The sequence below is a fragment of the Geopsychrobacter electrodiphilus DSM 16401 genome, from assembly GCF_000384395.1.
Classification (GTDB): domain Bacteria; phylum Desulfobacterota; class Desulfuromonadia; order Desulfuromonadales; family Geopsychrobacteraceae; genus Geopsychrobacter; species Geopsychrobacter electrodiphilus.
In genome coordinates, this window is record NZ_ARWE01000001.1 from 3239050 (window position 1) to 3257952 (window position 18903).

Genomic DNA, 18903 nt, shown 5'->3' on the forward strand with positions numbered 1-18903 from the left:
GGCAACGGTCATTCCCGATGTGATGGTGGTCGTTATCCCCTTAACGTGCAATGCAGACTAACGGCACGTTAAACCAATGCACCTTCCCGAATTGAAATCCAATACTCGCGAATGCCCTGCGTTTCCCGTAGGAATTTGCACTCCCTTCGGGACGATAAACGTAACAGCATGCGCTCCGAAAAGTCCTGCCGGGAATTCCATTTCCCCAAGAACTACATAGTATTTCAATCCCACGCTGAAAAAAGCATCAGATCTTTTGCCGCTAAGGTTCCGCCAAGTGTCAAAGTCCCGCTCAGTCGCCAAACGCAGTAATCCCTTCGCAATTAATTGGTCAAGGCCCGCTTCCCCAGCAGCCGGAAGATTAGATAATGTGACATTATCTGGGGGTCTCGTCTTTTGGTGCATAATTGCACCCCTTGCACCGATTTCTAGATTTCCATTATCTGCCAGATAATAATTCCCAACAGTTCGGTTGAATACCTGAGATATCACCGCATCTGCATTAACCGCTTCATTTCGAGTGATATAAAAATAGCCACACTGATTTTTACTCCCCCCACTGGAATTCAAAATGGGCACTCTTGAATCAAGTCCAGCCAGTTCTTGACGTAGGTATCCGGAGACGAAAACGCCCGCAATTTTAGTTCGAGACGACGAATGGATTGACCATACCGATGGTTCATAGGCTCCAAGTGCTAAAACGACAAATTCGTCGGGTTCGTCGATATAAACATCGAACCGAGTTGCTTCATGACCGGAGCGGTCTATTGACTTTCCCATTTTACGACCGTGGTAAGCCCCCCCGACATATAGTCGATAGTCGGCTGGCAGACGCTTTCTGAACAGAAGAGATTGATCAACAATTTGGGGGAGCTTTTGGGGGAGCTTTTGGGGGAGCTTTTGGGGGAGCTTTTGGGGCAGATTCTGGGGCGGACTTTTGGGTTTGCTGACAGGCAAGGTCGGTCGGGATGGCACCGGAACTTTCACCAAAGGCGGCGCAGCAATAGGATGGAACTGACCTTTCCGAGGACTAAAAATATGGCTCCGATAAGCATTTCTTCCAAGAGCAAACAGAAGGAGTAAACCCAGAACAGCCAACGTTATCCAGAGACTGTTTCGGTTCTCAGACTTCATTGCTCGATAGGGCGCCCGGGAACCCGGAGAGGACGTACCCTGTCCCCGAGTTGCCTCTCCTTCTAATCTGCGATGCTGTGCATATGCTGACTTCTCCTTTGCACCCAATGGGCGGTCTTTAACAACAAAAGTATCTGGCTTTTTCAAACCCTTCGGCGGGATTTTTTTCTTTGGCGGCGGAGCCAGCCAAGCAACCAAAAGAAAGACCACCCCAGCCGCTATAAGGGCAAGGATATTCGCAAGTTGACCTAAAGAGGTAAAATCGAGTACCACCAGTTTTACAGCGGCTGCTACCAGCAAAAGAGCACCGCATCCCCATAAGGTTCTGGATGAGCTTTTGGTCCCCCACCACGCCATGACTCCTCCGCAAACAGCCCACATTAGGGACACTATTGCGGGAAGATTCATTCTGCCCAAATCTAGAACCGTCATGACTCGGGCTGGACCCAGAAGACGCAAAAGAGTCGCTTGCAACACCATTGCCCCGGAAAAAATTGGAATAATTTCTAAAAATACAAGTTTCTTTTTTTCTTCGAGGTGAAGAAATGCTGGAAAAATAAACAGATAGACAAGGGCAAGAATTTCAAAAGAAACTGCCAATAGAGATCGTTCGATGTGCAGAGTAACAGCGAAACCGAGCCCTAATACGATGAGATAATAATTGCACGGCCAAACCACTTCGCTGATCCATATTCTCTCCCCCAAACCAAAACGGTTTGCGCTCAAGCCGATCATTGCCGCAACTGTCCATACACATGCTCCAAAAAACAGAGGCTCAACTCCTACGGCCTTGGCTGATTCAAGTATCCATGGCAAAAGCGTCATTGGAAGCAGGCCAAGGGCCAAAGATCGTCCATCCCTCGGTCCCAGCGATCCTTTTGCTGTCAAGACAACACCTCCAACAAACACAAGAGATGTCAGTAAAAGAAAGAGCAAAGGAAACAGCTGAGCAGCTTCCTTGGCGGCCCAGTATCCGACAACAAGTACCAATAAAACTGCAATGGCCGTAATACCTTGCTGCCATGCACGCTTTCTAGCCCATACGGCCATACCACAGGTCGTTGCCAATAGCATTGCATAAGCAAATTGTGCTATGAATTTGAAATTGAAGCGCTCCAATTCAATGCCAACAGCCAACATCGTCCAACCGACTGCAAACCCACCAATAATCAGGCTTAATTTAAGTTTTTGCCCCATTGCAACCAAGGCGGCGCCAGCCAGCAATACCACTGAAATCAAACGTTGGGCAAAAACTTCATTGAATCCTGCAGGCCCGCCAGAACCTTCCATCAAAGAATTCATCACTGTCAAAAATCCCAGCAGTAAAACAATTCCAGCAAGAACTTCCTTCTGATCGTGCATGAAACCAAGCCGAGGGGCCAATGCCAACAAGGTTACACTCAAGGCAAGGAATACCAGTGCCCAAGGCACCGTCGTCATGTACAGCAATATGGCCCCGAAAAGAAAAAAAACAGCCACAACCCCATGCAAGAAAGCTTCTTCTCTTTTGAGGATGTATAACAGCGCACTTGCCCCTCCCCAAATTACGGCCAGGAGGATATATCCCAAAGCTCCCTCACGGTGGTAGCCGGGCGCGATACTGAGAGTCAGACAAGCTGCGACCCCTGGAAGGGAGATGAAATACAATTTGTCAAAACGACTCAACCACTTTCCAGAAACGGTTGTTCTTTCAATAAGAGGCATTGCCAGATGCAAGGCAACCAGGGCTAATAAAAGAGGCTGCATGACCGGATAGAACTCCGGTTGAAAAAACTCGGCGGTCCATCCGAAAAATAATGACCCAGCCAAGGTGAATAAGAAGCTGAGATGGATAAGGCCATGCCACCGTCGAAGAATTGTCATGGTGAAACTTAAAGCACTTACTGCCAGGTAATATCCATATACCGGGATCGGCGCCGGTGTTGACAAAGAAAAAGCGGGAGCCAAGAACGCGCCCGTCATTGCCAAAATTGCAATTGACATGGAGCTGGCATTAATAGCAAAAATTCCCGTTGCCAAAGCAACCAGGACAAGTAAGGACAACGCCTTGATCTCGCCGATATACCCGAAAAAACCGTAAGCACTATATGCGGTTAAATAGGCGACACCGGCAGCGGTTCCAGCCAAGGCCAGGTAAACCGCGCGTCCTTTTGAACGAGTTCGTATCAGGAACGCACCGGCAGCCAATGTTGCAGAAATAATAAATCCGCTTCCAAGCTTCAGCTCGGGTGAAATCTGGATTTGGATCATTGCATATCGCAGGAAAGCACCGATGCCGAGCAAAAGAAGTCCGCCGCCTACTTTTGCAGGCCAGTTACCCGAAACCAGCCATGTCCCAAGTCCAATCGGGCGTTTCCAAGATCCTCGTTCTCCCCAGGATTCCGACAGGAAAAGACTTCCGAACAAAAGTACCATCCCAAAAAAAATCATTAATGAAATCATCATTGCCCCCTCTTTCAAAATCGCCATCAATTCAATATGGTAAAGACCGCTTACTTAACTCGCCGACTAAAACAAAAACAGCCCATCTCCGGCACAGGGTGATCCCTGACCGAAAACGGGCTGAATAGTTACAACAATGCGACACATGGATCCCCCTCCAAACAGCATTAAAAGCCTTTTTAATGAAAGGCAAATTAAAGTCAAATTAACTATTTGTCAAACTTTTTTCTATTCTTTGTATATTAGGGACACTTCCCCTACTTATCCTCTTTCTTCATCAATTCCCGCTATCATCCTGCCATGCCTAGAATCGCTCGCATCATTGCCCCCGGATATGCTCATCATGTCACCCGGCATGGTAACAACCGCGCACAGGTTTTCTTTGATAATGAAAACTACCTCTGGTCTAGCGCCCGAGCCCACCTTGGCGGTTCCCCCGATGAACGCTTGAAACTTACGGACTGGATCGATCCGGCAGAGCGCGAAGCCTGTGCCTTATTTGTAATGACCGAAGACGCTGCACACAACAACGCCATCCGCAAAGCCACCGGCACAGGTCGGCCGCTTGGAACAGAGGCTTTTGTCGATACTCTTGAGTATGAGTTGAACCGTGCAGTCAGAGTAAAAAAGGCTGGGCGACCGAAGAAGAACTCGTAAATGCGGGAAGTGTCCCTATTTTCCCCAGCGATGGAAAAGCTATAGGGGTCAGAAACAACCATCGGGGGCAGATTGTTTCCGTAGAGATTCTCCTTTTCCCGTATACATCCGGTAACGGTCAAAGGAGGGGTCGGTGGTCGGGAGGGTTGACCCGATACCGGATGTGCCGAAACCCTTAGCGCTGAAAAACTCTGCTAGATCAGCACGGGGCGGCAAAGATTCTCAGCGGAATGGGTCCTCGCTGCGCAGTTTTCGCAGACAAACTGGGGATTTTCGAATACTTTGTCGATTTCTGGGGTTCGCGGCATATCTTTGAGTGCACAGGCGTGCAAATCACCATGTTTTTCCGGATTTGAACAATTGTTTTTTGGCATCGTATTTTCTCCTGTATGAAACTGGAGCAAAAGACCTTGATATCTCAGCATAACCTGAAATGGGAGCCGACGTAAATCAGGCACAATACTCTGATCAAACGACCCTCGCGTATCCTGATTGAACAAGTATCCGAAGAATAACAGCCCTCGAAATCATCGCAGGATTTCGAGGGCCTTGTTCCTGACGCTGCCGCGAAATTAGATCGCGGCGAACCACCCCGCTTCACTGGTCGGCGATCTGCTTGTACTCTGAGAGAAAATCTTTACCGCTCATGATGCCAAACAGTCTGATCCAGGTACCATTCTTCGGGTTGCGGATCATGTTCAGTGGATAGTGAGACATCTTGTCCGGGATGTAGGCATTGAAGGCCTTCATTACCTTGTGGATGTCGGCAGAAGTCCCGGTGAGAAAATCCCATCCGGGTTTTGCCCGGTAGCGTTTAAGGTAGTCCTTCATGATTTGCGGGCTGTCATGATCGGGATCGATGGTGATCGATATCAGCCGGGCGCTGCGACCCTCTTTGGCAAGTTTGCTCTGCAAATTTAAAAAACTGATCGACAGGAGCGGACAAATGGTTGTGCAGGTCGCGTAGATAAAATCGACGATTACCGGCTGATCGGTTTCGAGAAGCGCTTTGAGCGCGACCCTTTCCCCATCCTGGTTGATCAGTTCCACATCAGGTACGGTGTAACGCGCAACTGAGCGTTGATAATGTTCTGCTGCAAATACAGGATGAGCAACAAAAGCCACCACAAGCAGCAGAGACAAGCAGATCAGATTGAGACTATTTTTGATCATTATCAAAGAACTCCTTACAAATTAAGGGCCGTGATAAGCCCGAACCTAGGAGGCTGTCTGACTATCCATGAGCCGGCTGCAAATCCGACGGCTTTGCCCAGATTTCCGCTCCTTTTTGGACCATAGCTACGGTTATAAGCCTGCAAACGACCGAAAATCTGATCTCACCCCTCCGAATTTTCGCTTCGGTCCGCATAGTCCGACAGCCGCCTAGGATCACTCAACTTCCGCCATATCCAAGGGACCTGCCAGAGCCAGGAAATGTGATCAATTCTCCTTCGCAGCTGCGGGATTAAATAATCGGTCGGACAGTGAAAGATGACGGCCTGCCTCTCTTCCGAAGTTATCGGACCATAGGTCATCTAAAGAGTCTGAGAAACCATTGGACTTTCAATTGTAACATAAGATACCGTAAAAACTCTTCCGGGGCTGGGGTCAAAAAACTTAAAAAATCAGGAGATATCAGCAATGAAAACGAAATGGATATTTACGTTTATTATTGGAACGTTGTTGATGTTCACCTATGGCTGTGCCCAGACTCCAGGGTCGGCTAACATGACGAAGATGGAAAACCACGGCGCACGAACGGACGTTCTTTACTCTTGCGCCTGTGGCGCCGGTTGTGATTGCAACACGGTTAGTACCAAACCCGGGACCTGCCGTTGCGGTAAGCCGCTGGAGTGGGGGCATGTGGTCAGGGTCGAAGGGGATGTCGCCCTGGTCTGTACCTGTGCCGAAGGTTGCACCTGCAAGCAGGATGCTGCCGACCCTGGTAAATGTGGCTGCGGTAAACCGCTCAAGCGAGTTAGCCTGGCGGGGACCGGCTTGTTCTTCTGCAATTGCGGCGGAAGTTGTAGCTGCAATACGGTCTCCGGCGCAGCGGGAAAATGCAAGTGTGGGATGCCTTTGAAGCAGGAATAAGCTGGTACAAATATCTCAAAGGCCGTTGGTCAAAACCTAAGAGGGCTCTTGACCGGATCGCTCGAGAAGGCTCTCCTGTTCTCTCAAATTTCATCACTCCGCTAAAGGATGCTGATGCTCCTTGCTATCAGCATCCGATTTGGTGAGTAGATCAATCCGGGGTCCTTTTTTCAGGGCCGAGAGGGAAATTATGCGACTGTCACTTTTATTCTTATTATTCCTTCTAATCAGTTCACCTCTCTGTGCCGAAACTCCGCCTAAACCTGACAGCAAGGCTCGTTGTGAGGTGTGCGGCATGTTTGTGGCGCCATACCCGCAATGGGTCTCAGTTGTGGAAATGACCGACGGACGTCATTTTTACTTTGATGGGCCCAAGGACATGTTTATTTACTATAAGAATCTGGCCAAATATCAGCCCGGGGCCAGCTACGACCAGGTGGCAAGTCTCTATGTCACGGAATACTATACGGCCAGCCTGACCTCAGCTACGGGGGTGTTTTTCGTCGAGGGGAGCAATGTGCCAGGACCGATGGGCATGGAACTGGTGCCTGTGGCTGGGCGTAAGACGGCCGAAATATTTCTGAAAGATCATAAAGGGGTCAAATTGCTTCTGTTTAATGGCCACGAACTGCTTGATGCTCCGGCGGCGCCTTGATCCGCAGTCAAGTTTATCTCAGCCTGATCCTGCTGTTGCTTGGAATCCTGGCCGGATTGACGGGATGGGCGAAGTGGACCTCGACACATTTTCTGAAACAGGATCTCCCGGCACGCAGGGAACTGGTCAGAGTTTTATCTCTGACCGACCTGGCGCTCTGGACGGAAGCGCGCTACACCCGCCACCCCTCCATGGCTGATCTTTTCAGCCCTTTTCAGGATCATCCTGGAGCCTTTGACCATTTTCCTGCGGGAAGTTTAATGATCCCGGCGGGGCCTCGCCCTGAAACCTGGCTGAAGGTGCGCCGCCAGGGAGAAGACTGATGCCCAATCTCAAGATCCTTGAATACTCGCTGGCTTCTCTCTTGCGCCGTCCGGGGAAGACCTGCGCCATCCTGGTGGTCTACACCCTGATGATTGCGGTGCTCTCCTCCGTGCTCCTGTTGACTGAGGCCCTCAAGAGTGAAGCGACGGCGACGCTTGCCGGCGGTCCGCAGCTTATCGTGCAGAGACTTATGGCGGGCAGGCATGAGTTGATTGCGGTCGCTGAGATCGATAAGCTGGCCAAGATTCCGGGCGTCAAGGGAATTAAACCCAGGGTCTGGGGATATTATTACGATTCCCTTACCAAGATGAACTTCACCATGCAGGGAATCGACACTGCAGCGAGTCAATTAAGCCTGCTGTCCGGGCGCCTGCCACGTGGGGAGGACGAGTGCGCAATCGGTGCAGGCATTGCCGAGAATCGCCGGATCGGTCTGGAGGATGACCTGATCCTGATCGATAACGCCACCCTGGGCAGGTCATTCACCGTGACCGGAGTCTTTACTGCCGCCTCGGACCTGCTGACCCAGGATCTGATTGTGATGCCGACGGAGACCTTACATCAGTTTTTCGGTATGCCCGAGGGCTATGCCACCGATCTGGCTGTCGAGGTTTACAACTCGAACGAGATCAATACCATCGCCGGCAAGATCAAGCTGGCCCTCCCTGATTCACGCCCCATCACGCAGAGTGAACTGTTGCGGACCTACCATGCGGTCTTCGACTGGCGAGGCGGGATGCTGCTGGCGCTCTTTTCCTCAGCGCTGATGGCCTTCTGTATTCTGGCCTGGGATAAGGCGACGGGACTCAGCGCCGGAGAACGGCGCGAAATTGGCATTCTGAAAGCGGTTGGCTGGGACACCAGCGATGTGCTGCTGCTCAAATTATGGGAGGGACTCGCCCTCTCGCTGCTGGCGTTTCTGGTCGGTTATCTGATGGCTTTTGTGCTGGTGTTCTTCTGGGGGGCACCGCTTTTGGGAAGCGTTCTGCGTGGCTGGTCGGTGCTTTTTCCGGCCCTGCATCCGACCCCCTTTATCGACCCCTACCAGATAGCGACTCTAGCCTTTCTGACCATTGTCCCATATGTAGCAAGTACCGTCATCCCGGCCTGGCGGGCGGCGGTGACCGATCCCGATGAAGTGATGCGCGCCTGATGGCTATCCTGATAAGCACCGAAAAGGTCAGCAAGACCTACCACCCGAAAAAGGCCGACGCAACCGAAGCGGTTTCCGACATCAGCCTGGAGATCACTGCCGGCGAAGCCGTCGTGCTGAAGGGACCGAGTGGTTCCGGTAAAACCTCATTACTGAGTCTGATCGGCTGCATGACCCGGCCGACCAGCGGGCGGGTCATGGTCGCCGGGGAAGAGGTCTCACGACTGCCGGAGAGGTTCTTGACCCTGATCCGGCGGCGGACTTTCGGTTTTGTTTTTCAGCAGTATCATCTGATTCCAGAGCTGAGCGTGCGGGACAATGTCATGTTGCCCCTCTATCCCGAAAGCCTCTCTGCAGCCGAAATGGGTCGCAAGGTGGCGGTTGCGCTTGCCGATGTTGAGTTGACCGGGCTTGAGAAGCGCCGGGTGACTGAACTCTCCGGCGGCCAGCAGCAACGGGTCGCCATTGCCCGGGCGCTGGTCAACGCACCCAGGGTGTTGATCGCCGATGAACCGACCGCTCACCTTGACAGCCGTCTCAGCGTTGCCCTCCTTGAACGCTTCGCCCTGCTGAAACAGGCGGGCCTGACCCTGGTTATCGCCACCCATGACCCGCAGGTCTGCGAGCATCCCCTGATTGACCGGATTATTGAATTGCACGACGGGCGGCTGTGCCAGGGGACCGGGACATGATCCTGCACCCCGGAGTGCTGGCCCTGTTGGTCGGGGGGCTGGTCAGTCTGCTGATGCTCTCTTATGGCGCTCTGCTCGGCTTGCAGGTCGCGCGGCGCTGGAACCCTGAGGGTGCTGAAGCTGAACAACTCGAGCTGGAACGGCGCTCCTGGCTGGTCGCGGTCCTGGTCCGCTGGGCGATCATCTTTGAAGCCCTGTCGCTGCTGCTTTTCATCTATACCGTGGAAGTTATTCACCCGATGTTTGTCGGAGCCATGTGTGCCACCGGGACCCTCAACGCCAACCCGATCGGCTGGCATCTGATCTGGATTAAACTGCTGCTCTTTCTGCTCGGCAGCTTCTGGATGGTCGTCAACCACCTCGATCTGCAGCTCCCCAGTGCTCCTCTCACCCGGCTCAAATTTCTTGCCCTGCTCCCCTTGCTGCCGCTGGTTTATGCAGATTTGTATCTGACCTGCAGTTACTTCTTCGGTCTCGAACCGGAGGTGATCACTTCCTGCTGCGGTGCGCTGTTCAGCTCAGGGGGGAGCGGCCTCGCAGCTGAGATGACCTCGTTTCCGCTGCGACCAATGATCATCATTTTCTATCTGGTCTCCGTGCTGTTCGCTCTCTTGTTGCTGGTCTGTCGCTATGCCTCCTGGCGGGGCTGGCGGACCCTGTTGGCCTTGAATGCGCTTGCCTTCGGAGCGGTTGCGCTGGCGTCGGTCGTATCATTCATCTCGGTCTATTACTATCAGCTTCCGAGCCACCATTGCCCCTTCGATCTGCTGCAGGGGCATTATTACTTTATTGGGTACCCTCTCTATTTTTGCCTGTTTGGTGCCCTGCTCTGTGGGTTGATTCCCCAACTGCTGTTTCTGCTGAAGCGGGAGGTCGCTTCAGACCAGTTGATCGCCAGTACGGAAAGGCACTGGCTTAATGCCGGCCTCATCCTGTTGGCAGGGATGCTGACTTTGGTCAGCTGGCCGATGCTGTTCAGCAGCTTTACCCTGAAGGCTTATTTTTGACCGGAGTTGATGAATCACAATTGTCAATCGGCGGTGCGAAACCATTATCTCAGACCTTATTGGAGGACTCTTTGTGGACCTTTTCGCTCCTAACCTTCACACGCCGTGTTAAAGTTTCTGAGATCCAAACAGCAATCAGCTTGAACAAGTAGCGTATCCCTAGAAAGGCGACCTTCCATGCATTTTTTTCGTAGTTTCTTTTTGTTTATTTTAATCCTGGGCCTGAATTATCCCTCGATAGGCCATACTCAGGATTTGGAGTCAACAATTCTGGTCAGTCACGCCTGGATTCGTGCCATGCCGCCTTCCATGAAAAATACAGCGGCTTATCTGACAATCGAAAACAAAACGAAGACTGAACTTGTTCTTCAATCGGTCACAACCACTGCCTCCAAAATCGTTGAAATTCATCAGATGGCCATGGACGGCGACATGATGAAAATGAAAATGGTCGATGCCCTGCATATCCCGACTGGAGGACGCCTGGAACTGAGTCCGAATGGTTTTCATCTCATGATTATCGATCTGCATAGGCCATTGGTTGAGGGTGAAACTCTTCCACTTGTTCTTAATTTTAAAGATGGAACTACTTTGACCGTCAATGCAGTTGTCCGTAAATGGAGCGAATAGGTTTTTATAAATATTAAGGTAAAGGGATGACGATGGGAAAAATACGATTTCTTAAATCACCAATAGTTATTGTGGGATTTTGCCTGGTGATTGTCTTAGGGACATTTTTTCTTTATCTCTCAACCTTGCTGCCGCCGGGAACAGAGCAGGCGTTAAATCCCAAGGGAGATTTCACCCTGACGGAGAGTTCTGGGAAAGAATTCCATCTGAGGGATTTAAAAGGACAAGTCGTCCTTTTATTTTTTGGTTATACCACCTGCCCTGATGCATGCCCGATAGCACTTACCAAAATAAGCCGGGCCATGGACCGACTCGGTCCAGGCAATAAGAATGTAACGACTGTTTTTGTCACAGTCGATCCAGAACAGGATACGCCTGCCAAGTTAAGTGAATATTTGGGGTTTTTCGGTGTAAATGCTCTCGGTTTGACCGGGACAAAAGCGCAAATTGATACGGTGGTGCAGGCGTATCATGCCTATTATCTCAAAAATCCTGGGGAATCGGCCCTCGGGTACACGATCTCTCACACCGTGACTATTTATCTGATCGACAAAAAAGGGAAAGTGCGATTTTTGTTCCATCCGGAGGATACTGCCGAAAAAATGGCTGAAACAATTACGAAGTTTCTCTGAGCGTTCCTCCAGAACTTGAACCTGGGGGTAAAGTTCTGTAATCCTAAAGAAAAACCATAAAGATCAGATCTCAACTTTCAAAACACTCAGTTCACGCTCGAGTTCTCTCAAGTCATCCCTCAACCCTTCGTCGACCTTCAAACCTACGACGACCCTATTTCTAGCAGCAGATACTCCAGCATCACTGATTCCATATTCCCCACCGATTGGAGGTCAGTTAACCATTTATCTCGATTTGTTGATGCTGAGATCTGGCCCCTTATGCCCTTCTTTGAACAGGCTGGGGCTTCTTATGCCGGGAATGGTAATCAATATGACGGACAACATGAGGCCAACGGAGTGGGAAGAGCCACTAATTCATCCACCAGGTAGGATGCGCATTGCTATAATAATGAGTAAAACGATAGAAGCTATCAGTAAGTAAATCAATTTATTCATCTGCCCCTCAGCAATCCTCGATTGCCCCCTTCATTAAAGCCCTATCGCCCTATTGAGTTAGCTATGCATCGAATCGGAATGTCTAATACATAAAAAATTAGCATAAGCTTATACCAAAAACAAAACATAGTTATGTTAATGAAAACAAAATAATCACAATATGATCAGGTCCACTATCTTCGTTTTAATGTATCGCGGAATTCAACACAGCGTGGCAAAGTCCAAGTAGCTGTGAGCCTAATTCTCAGGCCCAGATTTAAGGCATCAACCCCACCACAGTAGCGGTTGTCCCCTCTCTATGGCATGTAAGGTGGCAACAATCGGCTACGCTGACACAGTGGGATTCTCAGATACCCTCCAAAGCGTGAACGGCCAACCTCAAAAGAGGTTGGCCGTATCGGTATTTGACTGATGTCGATTTATGAGAAGAATACTCTTCTCGTGAATTTCAAAGAGACCAGACAAAAAGAATCGTCGGAATTCCACCTTATACTTTGACCGGCGATCAACTCTCCGCTTTTTTTCTCCTTGGAGTTTTTTCCTGATTTGTTTCTTCAATTTTGATTTTTATCGGTTTCCAGCATTTGACCAGTATTGTTTTGATCGGATAGATCTTGGAAGCCTCAGGAGCCGGGATTGAAGGATCTAGCTCACGCCGAAGAAGAGTTCCGTCCTTGTTTTCAACGATACAGTCGATTCTGGACTCCGTTTCAGCTCCGCTAGTTTCTTCTCTTGCCTTGCTTTCAGCTATCCAGGTCATTTTCTGTTCATAATAGAAGGCAACATCAAAGATTTTTTCTGTAGCTTGTTCCTGGTCGGCACTCAGACTTTCAAGTTTCCCCGAGAATTTTGTCAGAGTATCGTTTGCATCCAGCAAAAAAATCATAGCAACCTTCCTTTTCTCGATCTTGAAGATCGAAAGGATAAATGAATCGTCATTTTCAAAATGAGCCAGATCAGACTTGCTCAGATTTCGACAAGGGAATTTTTTACATTCCGGGCACTTGCCCAGGGCTTTGCGTGACTGTGAAAGGGGACACCAGATGAAATCGCTTTTCCCCCGATTAACAGCCATGTTTCACCGGTTCAGTCCGCAACTTTTGCCAAAAACCATCAACTCTGTGTTTAGATATTTTGGCCAGGGTCAGATAAACGTCGAATGGAGTCGTTCCAAATCCTGGTCGATATTTGATCTCTTGAGGATGCTCGCGCACCAGATGACCAGTCATTTCAGCATCGTCGAGGGCGAGGTTATGATCACTTGACGAAGGCAGGTTGAGCGAGCGGGCCGAATTTTCCAGGCTGTGCGATTTGAAAGACTGATACATTCTCCGAGAGATTAGCCTTGAGGAGGCCAGCGGCTGGATACAACATTTCCTCAGCATTTCGAGCTTATGGTCTTCCGTTTTTTATGAAACTTGCAACTTCAGTCGCGAAGGCGACTTCATCTGTAATGTTTTCCATTTCCAGCAAATACTCTATTTTTTCATCTTTGATGAGACACAGGCACGCATAATCGGAGCCAACCTGAACACTGAGTGCATTTTCAAGCGTAACCGCCCCATCCATAAATTTCGGATCTTTCGACACCTCGTAACCCAACACCTTTACACCAACCTGCCCTAGTGCTTTTGCCATCTTCTTTGTCAATAACATGGAGAGTAACCTGCTTTCTTGTTTACGATTTTTTCTGTAAGAGATAAAGATAAACAGCATTGACCTCGTGTTCAAAGTACCTCGATGGTAACGCCTTCGTGCCAACCTAGATGAATCTTTTCCGTGGGTCAATTCTGGGAAGTCCCAAAAATCATTCCAGAGTCATTTTTGGGCCAAGCATGGCAGAAACAGAGGGGCTTCCGAAAAAAGAAGGCAGCTCTCAACTTTCAGCAAACTCAGGTCATGCTCGATCTCTCTCAAGACATCCCTCAACCCTTCGTCGACCTTCAAACCTACGGCGACCCTATTTCTCGCAGCAGACACTCCGGCATCACTGATCCTATATTCCCCTCTCCTATTGGCGGTCAGCTAACCATTTATCTCGATTTGTTGATTGTTGAGAACTGACCCCTTATGGACTACTCAAGTTTCGTCTGAAAACTACCTCGGAATTTCAGATACGCTATAATTCTACAATAAGGAGTCCCGAGAACATAAGTCCGCTTTTCTAAGGAGCAGATGATGAAATCACCGTTCCCAATCTACACAGTCATAATTGCTGTCAGCATGACTTTATCGATTACTGCCTGTGAAAATAAAAGATCTGGCCAAAAAAACGGGAGCAAAGAAACCACAACTGTGAATAAAGGCGCGCAGATTGACAAGGTTACGGAAGGGACCAAGAAAAAGTCCTCTCAGAATAAAGAAAATGCCGATGAAGAGGTCCAGTATTAAATTGCGAGAGAGTTTTCCTGGTGATTGTACACCTGGGGCTCATCATTGCGTCCGTTTCGAAAATTGATTTTCTCACTGGCACTGACTTCTGAAAAATTGCCATGGCAACTTCCTGTTGAAAGTTGACCGGGCCGTTTATCTGCCATACGCAGTGAAACCCGTATGATAACAACCTGTAGCCCCTGACTTGAGTCGTCAGAATCACTAATGGCCCAGTTTCTATACAAAAAGGAGGATTGGTCACAGCTTCTCCTGGCGTATCGGTTAGCTTTACAGACTTAGGTAATGTGCTGATCCAATAAGAGATCCTTAACTTTCCAGAACGGACCCGTATTTATGCTCCACCAGGAAGAAGCCCCCTGATTTTTAACCAGAGGGCTTCCATGTTTTGCAACTCTATTTTCCAGTTGCCAACTTCATTTTATATTTGCTGACTATTTTTTCCCGCTTCCCAACATTATTTTCAAGATACACGGGGAACGTTATTTGTAAAAAAATCTACTCCACGGTAACGCTCTTAGCCAGGTTACGCGGCTGATCAACATCGGTCCCTTTGTAAACGGCGACATGATAGGCCAGTAATTGCATCGGGATTGAAGTGAGGATCGGCATCAGATCATCATCGGCTTCGGGCAGACAGAAGAGACTTTCACAGGCCGTCTCCAACCTGCAGCCCTGGCCACTGGTCACCACGATCACCCGCCCGCCGCGCGCGCGCACCTCCTCCATATTGGAGACGACCTTGTCGAAGGTCGCGTTATCAGGCACGATCACCACCACCGGCAGCTGCTCATCGATCAGAGCGATCGGACCGTGCTTCATCTCACCGGCGGGGTAGCCTTCGGCGTGGATGTAAGAGATTTCTTTGAGCTTAAGCGCGCCTTCCAGCGCTATCGGATATTGATTGCCGCGCCCTAGATAGAGAAAATCACGTGCAGCACTCAGCTCGCGAGCGATCTTTTCGATCGCGCCATCAAGCTCGAGGCAGCTCTCCAACAGCCGCGGCAGGGTTACGAGCGCCTGCATCTTCTGCCGGCACTCGTCGGCACTCAGGCTATTGCGCGCCCGCCCCAGGCGCAGGGCAAAGAGCAGCAGCGCGACCAGCTGGGTGGTGAAGGCCTTGGTCGAGGCGACCCCGATCTCGGGTCCGGCATGGGTATAGATGACACCGTCACTCTCGCGCGCAATCGATGAATCGACCACGTTGCAGATGCACAGCACCTTCCCCCCCTTGCCATGCGCTTCACGCAGCGCCGCCAGGGTGTCGGCAGTTTCACCGCTCTGGCTGATGACCAGAATCAGGGTTTTGGCGTTGACGATCGGATCGCGATAGCGGAATTCACTGGCGATATCGACCTCGACCGGAATGCGACAGAGCTTCTCCAGATAAAATTTGCCGACCAGGGCGGCATGCCAGCTGGTGCCGCAGGCGACGATGAAGATCTTTTCAAATCCCGCCAGCTGCTGTGTGTTCAGCTTGAGATCACCGAGGTAAATATCCCCTTCATTCTCACGTAGACGCCCGGCAATGGTGTCGGCGATGGCACGCGGCTGCTCATAGATCTCCTTGAGCATGAAGTGCTTGTACCCGCCTTTTTCCGCCATCAGCGGGCTCCAGGTGATGGTCTTCTCCTCTTTCTCAAGGGTCGTCCCGGCCAGATCGCAAAACCGCAGGCCCTGCGGAGCAAAGATCACCATTTCACCATCTTCGAGAAAGATCATCTGTCGGGTATGGGCGAGCATCGCCGGGATATCCGAGGCGACGAAATACTCATCAGCGCCGCGTCCGACGACCAGCGGCGAACCATGTTTGGCCGCGATCAACAGGTCTGGCTCCGCTTCACAGAGCACCGCGATGGCATAGGCTCCCCTGACTTCATTTAAGGCATGGCGCACCGCAAGCTCAAATCCGCCGCCCTGTTTGAAGTGTTCTTCGATCAGATGGGCAATAATTTCGGTATCGGTGTCCGACGAAAAGTTGTGCCCTTTGTGTTGCAGCATCTGCTTGAGTTCAAGATAGTTTTCAATGATGCCATTGTGCACGACCACAATCTGTCCAGCCTTGTGCGGATGAGCATTGATTTCAGAAGGGCGGCCGTGAGTCGCCCAGCGGGTATGCCCGATGGCGCGCGTCCCGATAAGCGGCTGCTCTTTCAAGCGCTGCTCCAGATTGACCAGCTTCCCCTGAGCCCGCAGCATGCGAATACCGCCATCGCTAATAGTTGCTATGCCGGCCGAATCATAACCGCGATATTCAAGCTTTCTCAGACCTTCAAGCACAATCGGCGAGGCCTCGGCACTTCCCAGGTATCCTACAATTCCACACATAGTTTCTGATCTCTCCCCCGTAAGTCGCTTTCTTTATTAATTCGGGACATTCCCTAACAGACTAACCACCCAGCGTCGGGGCTACAGCCGTTGCTTGCGCCAAGCGAAGCATCAACGCTCCAATCAAGCCATAGCGCTAGACCACCTGACCCTGCGAACATGTTGATAAATTACTTTTTTTTCTGGAGCGGATGTTTAATCCGCCAGCCCTCAATCACCTTCTGCGGGGTGCGCGACAGGGCCAGAGAATCGGCCGGCACATCCTTGGTGATGGTCGATCCGGCGGCGATCAAGCTGTTGCGCCCGATCCGCACCGGAGCGATAAACTGGGTATCGCTGCCGACAAAAACATCATCTTCGACAATCGTTTTATGTTTATTGGCCCCATCGTAGTTGCAGGTGATGGTGCCACAGCCGAAATTAACGTTCCTGCCGACCTCGGCATCGCCGATGTAGGTCAGATGGCTGGCCTGCGAATTTTCTCCGAGCCGCGCCTTCTTGGTTTCGACAAAGTTGCCGATCTTGTTATGCCCGAGCAGTTCCGTTCCGGGCCGCAGATGTGCCATCGGTCCGATGTTGCAGTTCTCCCCCACCAATGCCCCTTCGAGCACCGAACCGCTCTTAAGATGAACATGATCAGCAATGTTTGAACTGTCGACCTGCACCCCGCTTTCAATTACGCAATGCTGTCCAATGCGGGTCTTTCCGGTAAGAGTAACCCCCGGATGCAACAGGCTGTCGCTGCCGATTTCGACCTGCTGGTCAACATAGGTGGTTTCCGGGTCGACGAGGGTTACTCCGCCCAGCATCAGGCGCTGATTGATGCGCTGACGCATCAAACGGCTAGCCTCGGCCAGCTGCACCCGGTCATTGATCCCCAGCGCCTCGTTGGGATCGAGAAGACAAACCGCCCGTGCCTTACGCCCGGCAGCGGCAGCCGCTGCGACGACGTCGGTCAGGTAATATTCACCCTGCACATTCTCTTTACCGAGCCCTGGCAGGATCGAAAATACAAAATCAGCATCGAACACATAGGTACCGGTGTTGATTTCACAGATTGCACGCTCGGCCGGGCTGGCATCCTTTTCTTCAACGATGCGCCGGACATTCTCGCCATCGCGCACAATTCGCCCGTAGCCGTGCGGGTTGGCCAAGCGGGCGGTCAACACGGTCACTGCCGCTTCTTCGCGCCGATGCAGGTCCAGCAGCCTTTGAACCGACTCGGTGGTTAATAACGGCACATCACCACAGAGCAACAAGAGATCCCCGCTGAACCCGGAGAATTTTTCAGCGGCGCAGAGGAGTGCGTGCCCGGTGCCGAGCTGCTCGTGCTGCCAGACACAGTCAACCTGCTGGTCGGACAATGCCTCCACAACCTCATCGCCCTGATGTCCGACAACGAATGACACCTGACCACAACCGGCAGCTCTGGCCACCTGCAGCGGATAAAAAAGCAGCGCCTGGCCGGCGATCGCATGCAGCACCTTAGCCCGCTCCGACTTCATCCTGGTCCCCTTGCCTGCCGCAAGAATAACCGCAGCTAAATTACTCACGTATTCAACCCCTTCCGTTCTGATTCTGATTTTATGAAAAACATCTGATTATCCCGAATTGAGCACTCGCAAGTCAAGGAAACACCGAGCCGAAAAGCAGTGTTATCCCGCGTTCTTATTTACATTTTCTCACTTCTTCGCGTATAGTTTCTGTTCGCGGAGGGTAGTCGCATGAAAGAACGGCGCAAAATCGAAAAGGTCCTGAACGAAATCCAGCAGGAGATGAAAGAGCTGGAGATCCGCTATGAGCAATATTTTGCCGGTGTCGAGAAACGCGAACCCCAACGTAACCGTACTGAACTGGCAAAACGGATCCGTCAGTTGGCCACCCGCCCGATTTTCCAGACTGACATTAAATTCCGCTACCAGAGCCTGGCTTCGCGCTTTTACTCTTATTCACAATACTGGGACCGGATTCTGCGCCTGATGGATGAAGGCAAATACCACCGTCACCTGTCACGCAAACCCACTCTCCCAAAACTGCCAGCCGGCCCTGCCGTACCTTCAGCAGAACCTCAAAAACCGTCTACCGAAGAGACCGACAGACTCCTTGAAGCGCTGCTGAGCGCGCGCCAAAAATGCGGCCAGCAGGGCGCGGCCTTGACCCGTGAAAAAGTTGAGCAATTTCTAACGACTCAAAAGCAAAAAGTTCAAGAAAAATTTGGCGACCGCCCGGTCGAATTTATAGTCGACAGCAGCAGCGGCAAACCACAGGTGAAAGCCAGACTGATAAAGGGGTAAGCCTACGATTTCACTGACGAGAAAAAAGCATA

General features: G+C 50.9%; 19 protein-coding genes. 12 read left to right on the forward strand and 7 right to left on the reverse strand.

Annotation, left to right across the window (positions count from 1 at the left end):
• Positions 1 to 57: 57 nt before the first annotated feature.
• Positions 58 to 3579 carry a DUF2339 domain-containing protein gene (locus D888_RS21925; protein ID WP_020677441.1) on the reverse strand — a complete coding sequence of 1174 codons (3522 nt, stop codon included), beginning with the start codon at positions 3577 to 3579 and terminating at the stop codon, positions 58 to 60.
• Positions 3580 to 3876: 297 nt separating this feature from the next.
• On the opposite strand from D888_RS21925, the gene D888_RS21930 reads away from it, so the two are divergent.
• On the forward strand, positions 3877 to 4233 hold the full coding sequence (locus tag D888_RS21930) for a hypothetical protein (protein WP_020677442.1): 357 nt from the start codon (positions 3877 to 3879) through the stop codon (positions 4231 to 4233).
• Positions 4234 to 4830: 597 nt separating this feature from the next.
• On the opposite strand, the gene D888_RS0115290 is transcribed toward D888_RS21930, so the two are convergent.
• Positions 4831 to 5406: an SCO family protein gene (locus D888_RS0115290; protein ID WP_020677444.1), complete on the reverse strand. Its 576-nt coding sequence runs from the start codon at positions 5404 to 5406 to the stop codon at positions 4831 to 4833.
• Positions 5407 to 5874: 468 nt separating this feature from the next.
• Here D888_RS0115290 and D888_RS0115295 point away from each other — a divergent pair, with 468 nt between their 5' ends.
• From D888_RS0115295 to D888_RS21955, 8 genes are all read left to right on the forward strand, one after another.
• On the forward strand, positions 5875 to 6327 hold the full coding sequence (locus D888_RS0115295) for a hypothetical protein (protein ID WP_020677445.1): 453 nt from the start codon (positions 5875 to 5877) through the stop codon (positions 6325 to 6327).
• A 190-nt stretch (positions 6328 to 6517) separates the two neighbouring features.
• Positions 6518 to 6982: a nitrous oxide reductase accessory protein NosL gene (locus tag D888_RS0115300; RefSeq protein WP_083928881.1), complete on the forward strand. Its 465-nt coding sequence runs from the start codon at positions 6518 to 6520 to the stop codon at positions 6980 to 6982.
• Positions 6983 to 7074: 92 nt separating this feature from the next.
• Complete coding sequence (locus D888_RS24640) at positions 7075 to 7305, forward strand: hypothetical protein (protein ID WP_342666821.1); 231 nt, start codon at positions 7075 to 7077, stop codon at positions 7303 to 7305.
• Positions 7305 to 8459, forward strand: a complete 1155-nt coding sequence (locus D888_RS0115310) for an ABC transporter permease (RefSeq protein WP_020677448.1) — start codon at positions 7305 to 7307, stop codon at positions 8457 to 8459. Before D888_RS24640 ends, D888_RS0115310 begins: the two co-directional genes overlap by 1 nt.
• On the forward strand, positions 8459 to 9151 hold the full coding sequence (locus D888_RS0115315) for an ABC transporter ATP-binding protein (RefSeq protein WP_020677449.1): 693 nt from the start codon (positions 8459 to 8461) through the stop codon (positions 9149 to 9151). The genes D888_RS0115310 and D888_RS0115315 overlap by 1 nt, the downstream gene beginning before the upstream one ends.
• Positions 9148 to 10158, forward strand: a complete 1011-nt coding sequence (locus D888_RS21945; RefSeq protein ID WP_020677450.1) for a hypothetical protein — start codon at positions 9148 to 9150, stop codon at positions 10156 to 10158. The genes D888_RS0115315 and D888_RS21945 overlap by 4 nt, the downstream gene beginning before the upstream one ends.
• A 177-nt stretch (positions 10159 to 10335) precedes the next feature.
• Positions 10336 to 10788, forward strand: coding sequence for a copper chaperone PCu(A)C (locus D888_RS21950; RefSeq protein WP_020677451.1), 453 nt, complete (start codon positions 10336 to 10338; stop codon positions 10786 to 10788).
• A gap of 32 nt (positions 10789 to 10820) precedes the next feature.
• A complete protein-coding gene (locus tag D888_RS21955; protein WP_020677452.1) occupies positions 10821 to 11420 on the forward strand; it encodes an SCO family protein in 600 nt (199 codons plus the stop codon).
• A gap of 943 nt (positions 11421 to 12363) precedes the next feature.
• On the opposite strand, the gene D888_RS0115340 is transcribed toward D888_RS21955, so the two are convergent.
• From D888_RS0115340 to D888_RS0115350, 3 genes are all read right to left on the reverse strand, one after another.
• The gene (locus D888_RS0115340; protein WP_020677454.1) at positions 12364 to 12933 is read right to left on the reverse strand and encodes a hypothetical protein; all 570 of its coding nucleotides are present in this window, start codon (positions 12931 to 12933) and stop codon (positions 12364 to 12366) included.
• Positions 12923 to 13186 carry a PolC-type DNA polymerase III family protein gene (locus D888_RS0115345; RefSeq protein WP_020677455.1) on the reverse strand — a complete coding sequence of 88 codons (264 nt, stop codon included), beginning with the start codon at positions 13184 to 13186 and terminating at the stop codon, positions 12923 to 12925. Before D888_RS0115345 ends, D888_RS0115340 begins: the two co-directional genes overlap by 11 nt.
• Positions 13187 to 13250: 64 nt before the next feature.
• Entirely contained in the window at positions 13251 to 13496 is a 246-nt protein-coding gene (locus D888_RS0115350; protein WP_169513293.1) for a hypothetical protein, read from the reverse strand.
• A gap of 141 nt (positions 13497 to 13637) precedes the next feature.
• Here D888_RS0115350 and D888_RS0115355 point away from each other — a divergent pair, with 141 nt between their 5' ends.
• The gene (locus tag D888_RS0115355; RefSeq protein ID WP_020677457.1) at positions 13638 to 13922 is read left to right on the forward strand and encodes a hypothetical protein; all 285 of its coding nucleotides are present in this window, start codon (positions 13638 to 13640) and stop codon (positions 13920 to 13922) included.
• Positions 13923 to 14033: 111 nt separating this feature from the next.
• The gene (locus D888_RS0115360; RefSeq protein WP_156827031.1) at positions 14034 to 14249 is read left to right on the forward strand and encodes a hypothetical protein; all 216 of its coding nucleotides are present in this window, start codon (positions 14034 to 14036) and stop codon (positions 14247 to 14249) included.
• A 498-nt stretch (positions 14250 to 14747) separates the two neighbouring features.
• Here the strand turns inward: D888_RS0115360 and glmS are convergent, their stop codons facing one another.
• Complete coding sequence (gene glmS, locus D888_RS0115370; protein ID WP_020677460.1) at positions 14748 to 16577, reverse strand: glutamine--fructose-6-phosphate transaminase (isomerizing); 1830 nt, start codon at positions 16575 to 16577, stop codon at positions 14748 to 14750.
• Between the two features lie 170 nt (positions 16578 to 16747).
• Positions 16748 to 18130: a bifunctional UDP-N-acetylglucosamine diphosphorylase/glucosamine-1-phosphate N-acetyltransferase GlmU gene (gene glmU, locus D888_RS0115375; protein ID WP_026362430.1), complete on the reverse strand. Its 1383-nt coding sequence runs from the start codon at positions 18128 to 18130 to the stop codon at positions 16748 to 16750.
• Between the two features lie 171 nt (positions 18131 to 18301).
• Between glmU and D888_RS23325 the strand changes: the two genes are divergently transcribed.
• The gene (locus tag D888_RS23325; protein WP_020677462.1) at positions 18302 to 18871 is read left to right on the forward strand and encodes an MXAN_5187 C-terminal domain-containing protein; all 570 of its coding nucleotides are present in this window, start codon (positions 18302 to 18304) and stop codon (positions 18869 to 18871) included.
• Positions 18872 to 18903 lie beyond the last annotated feature (32 nt).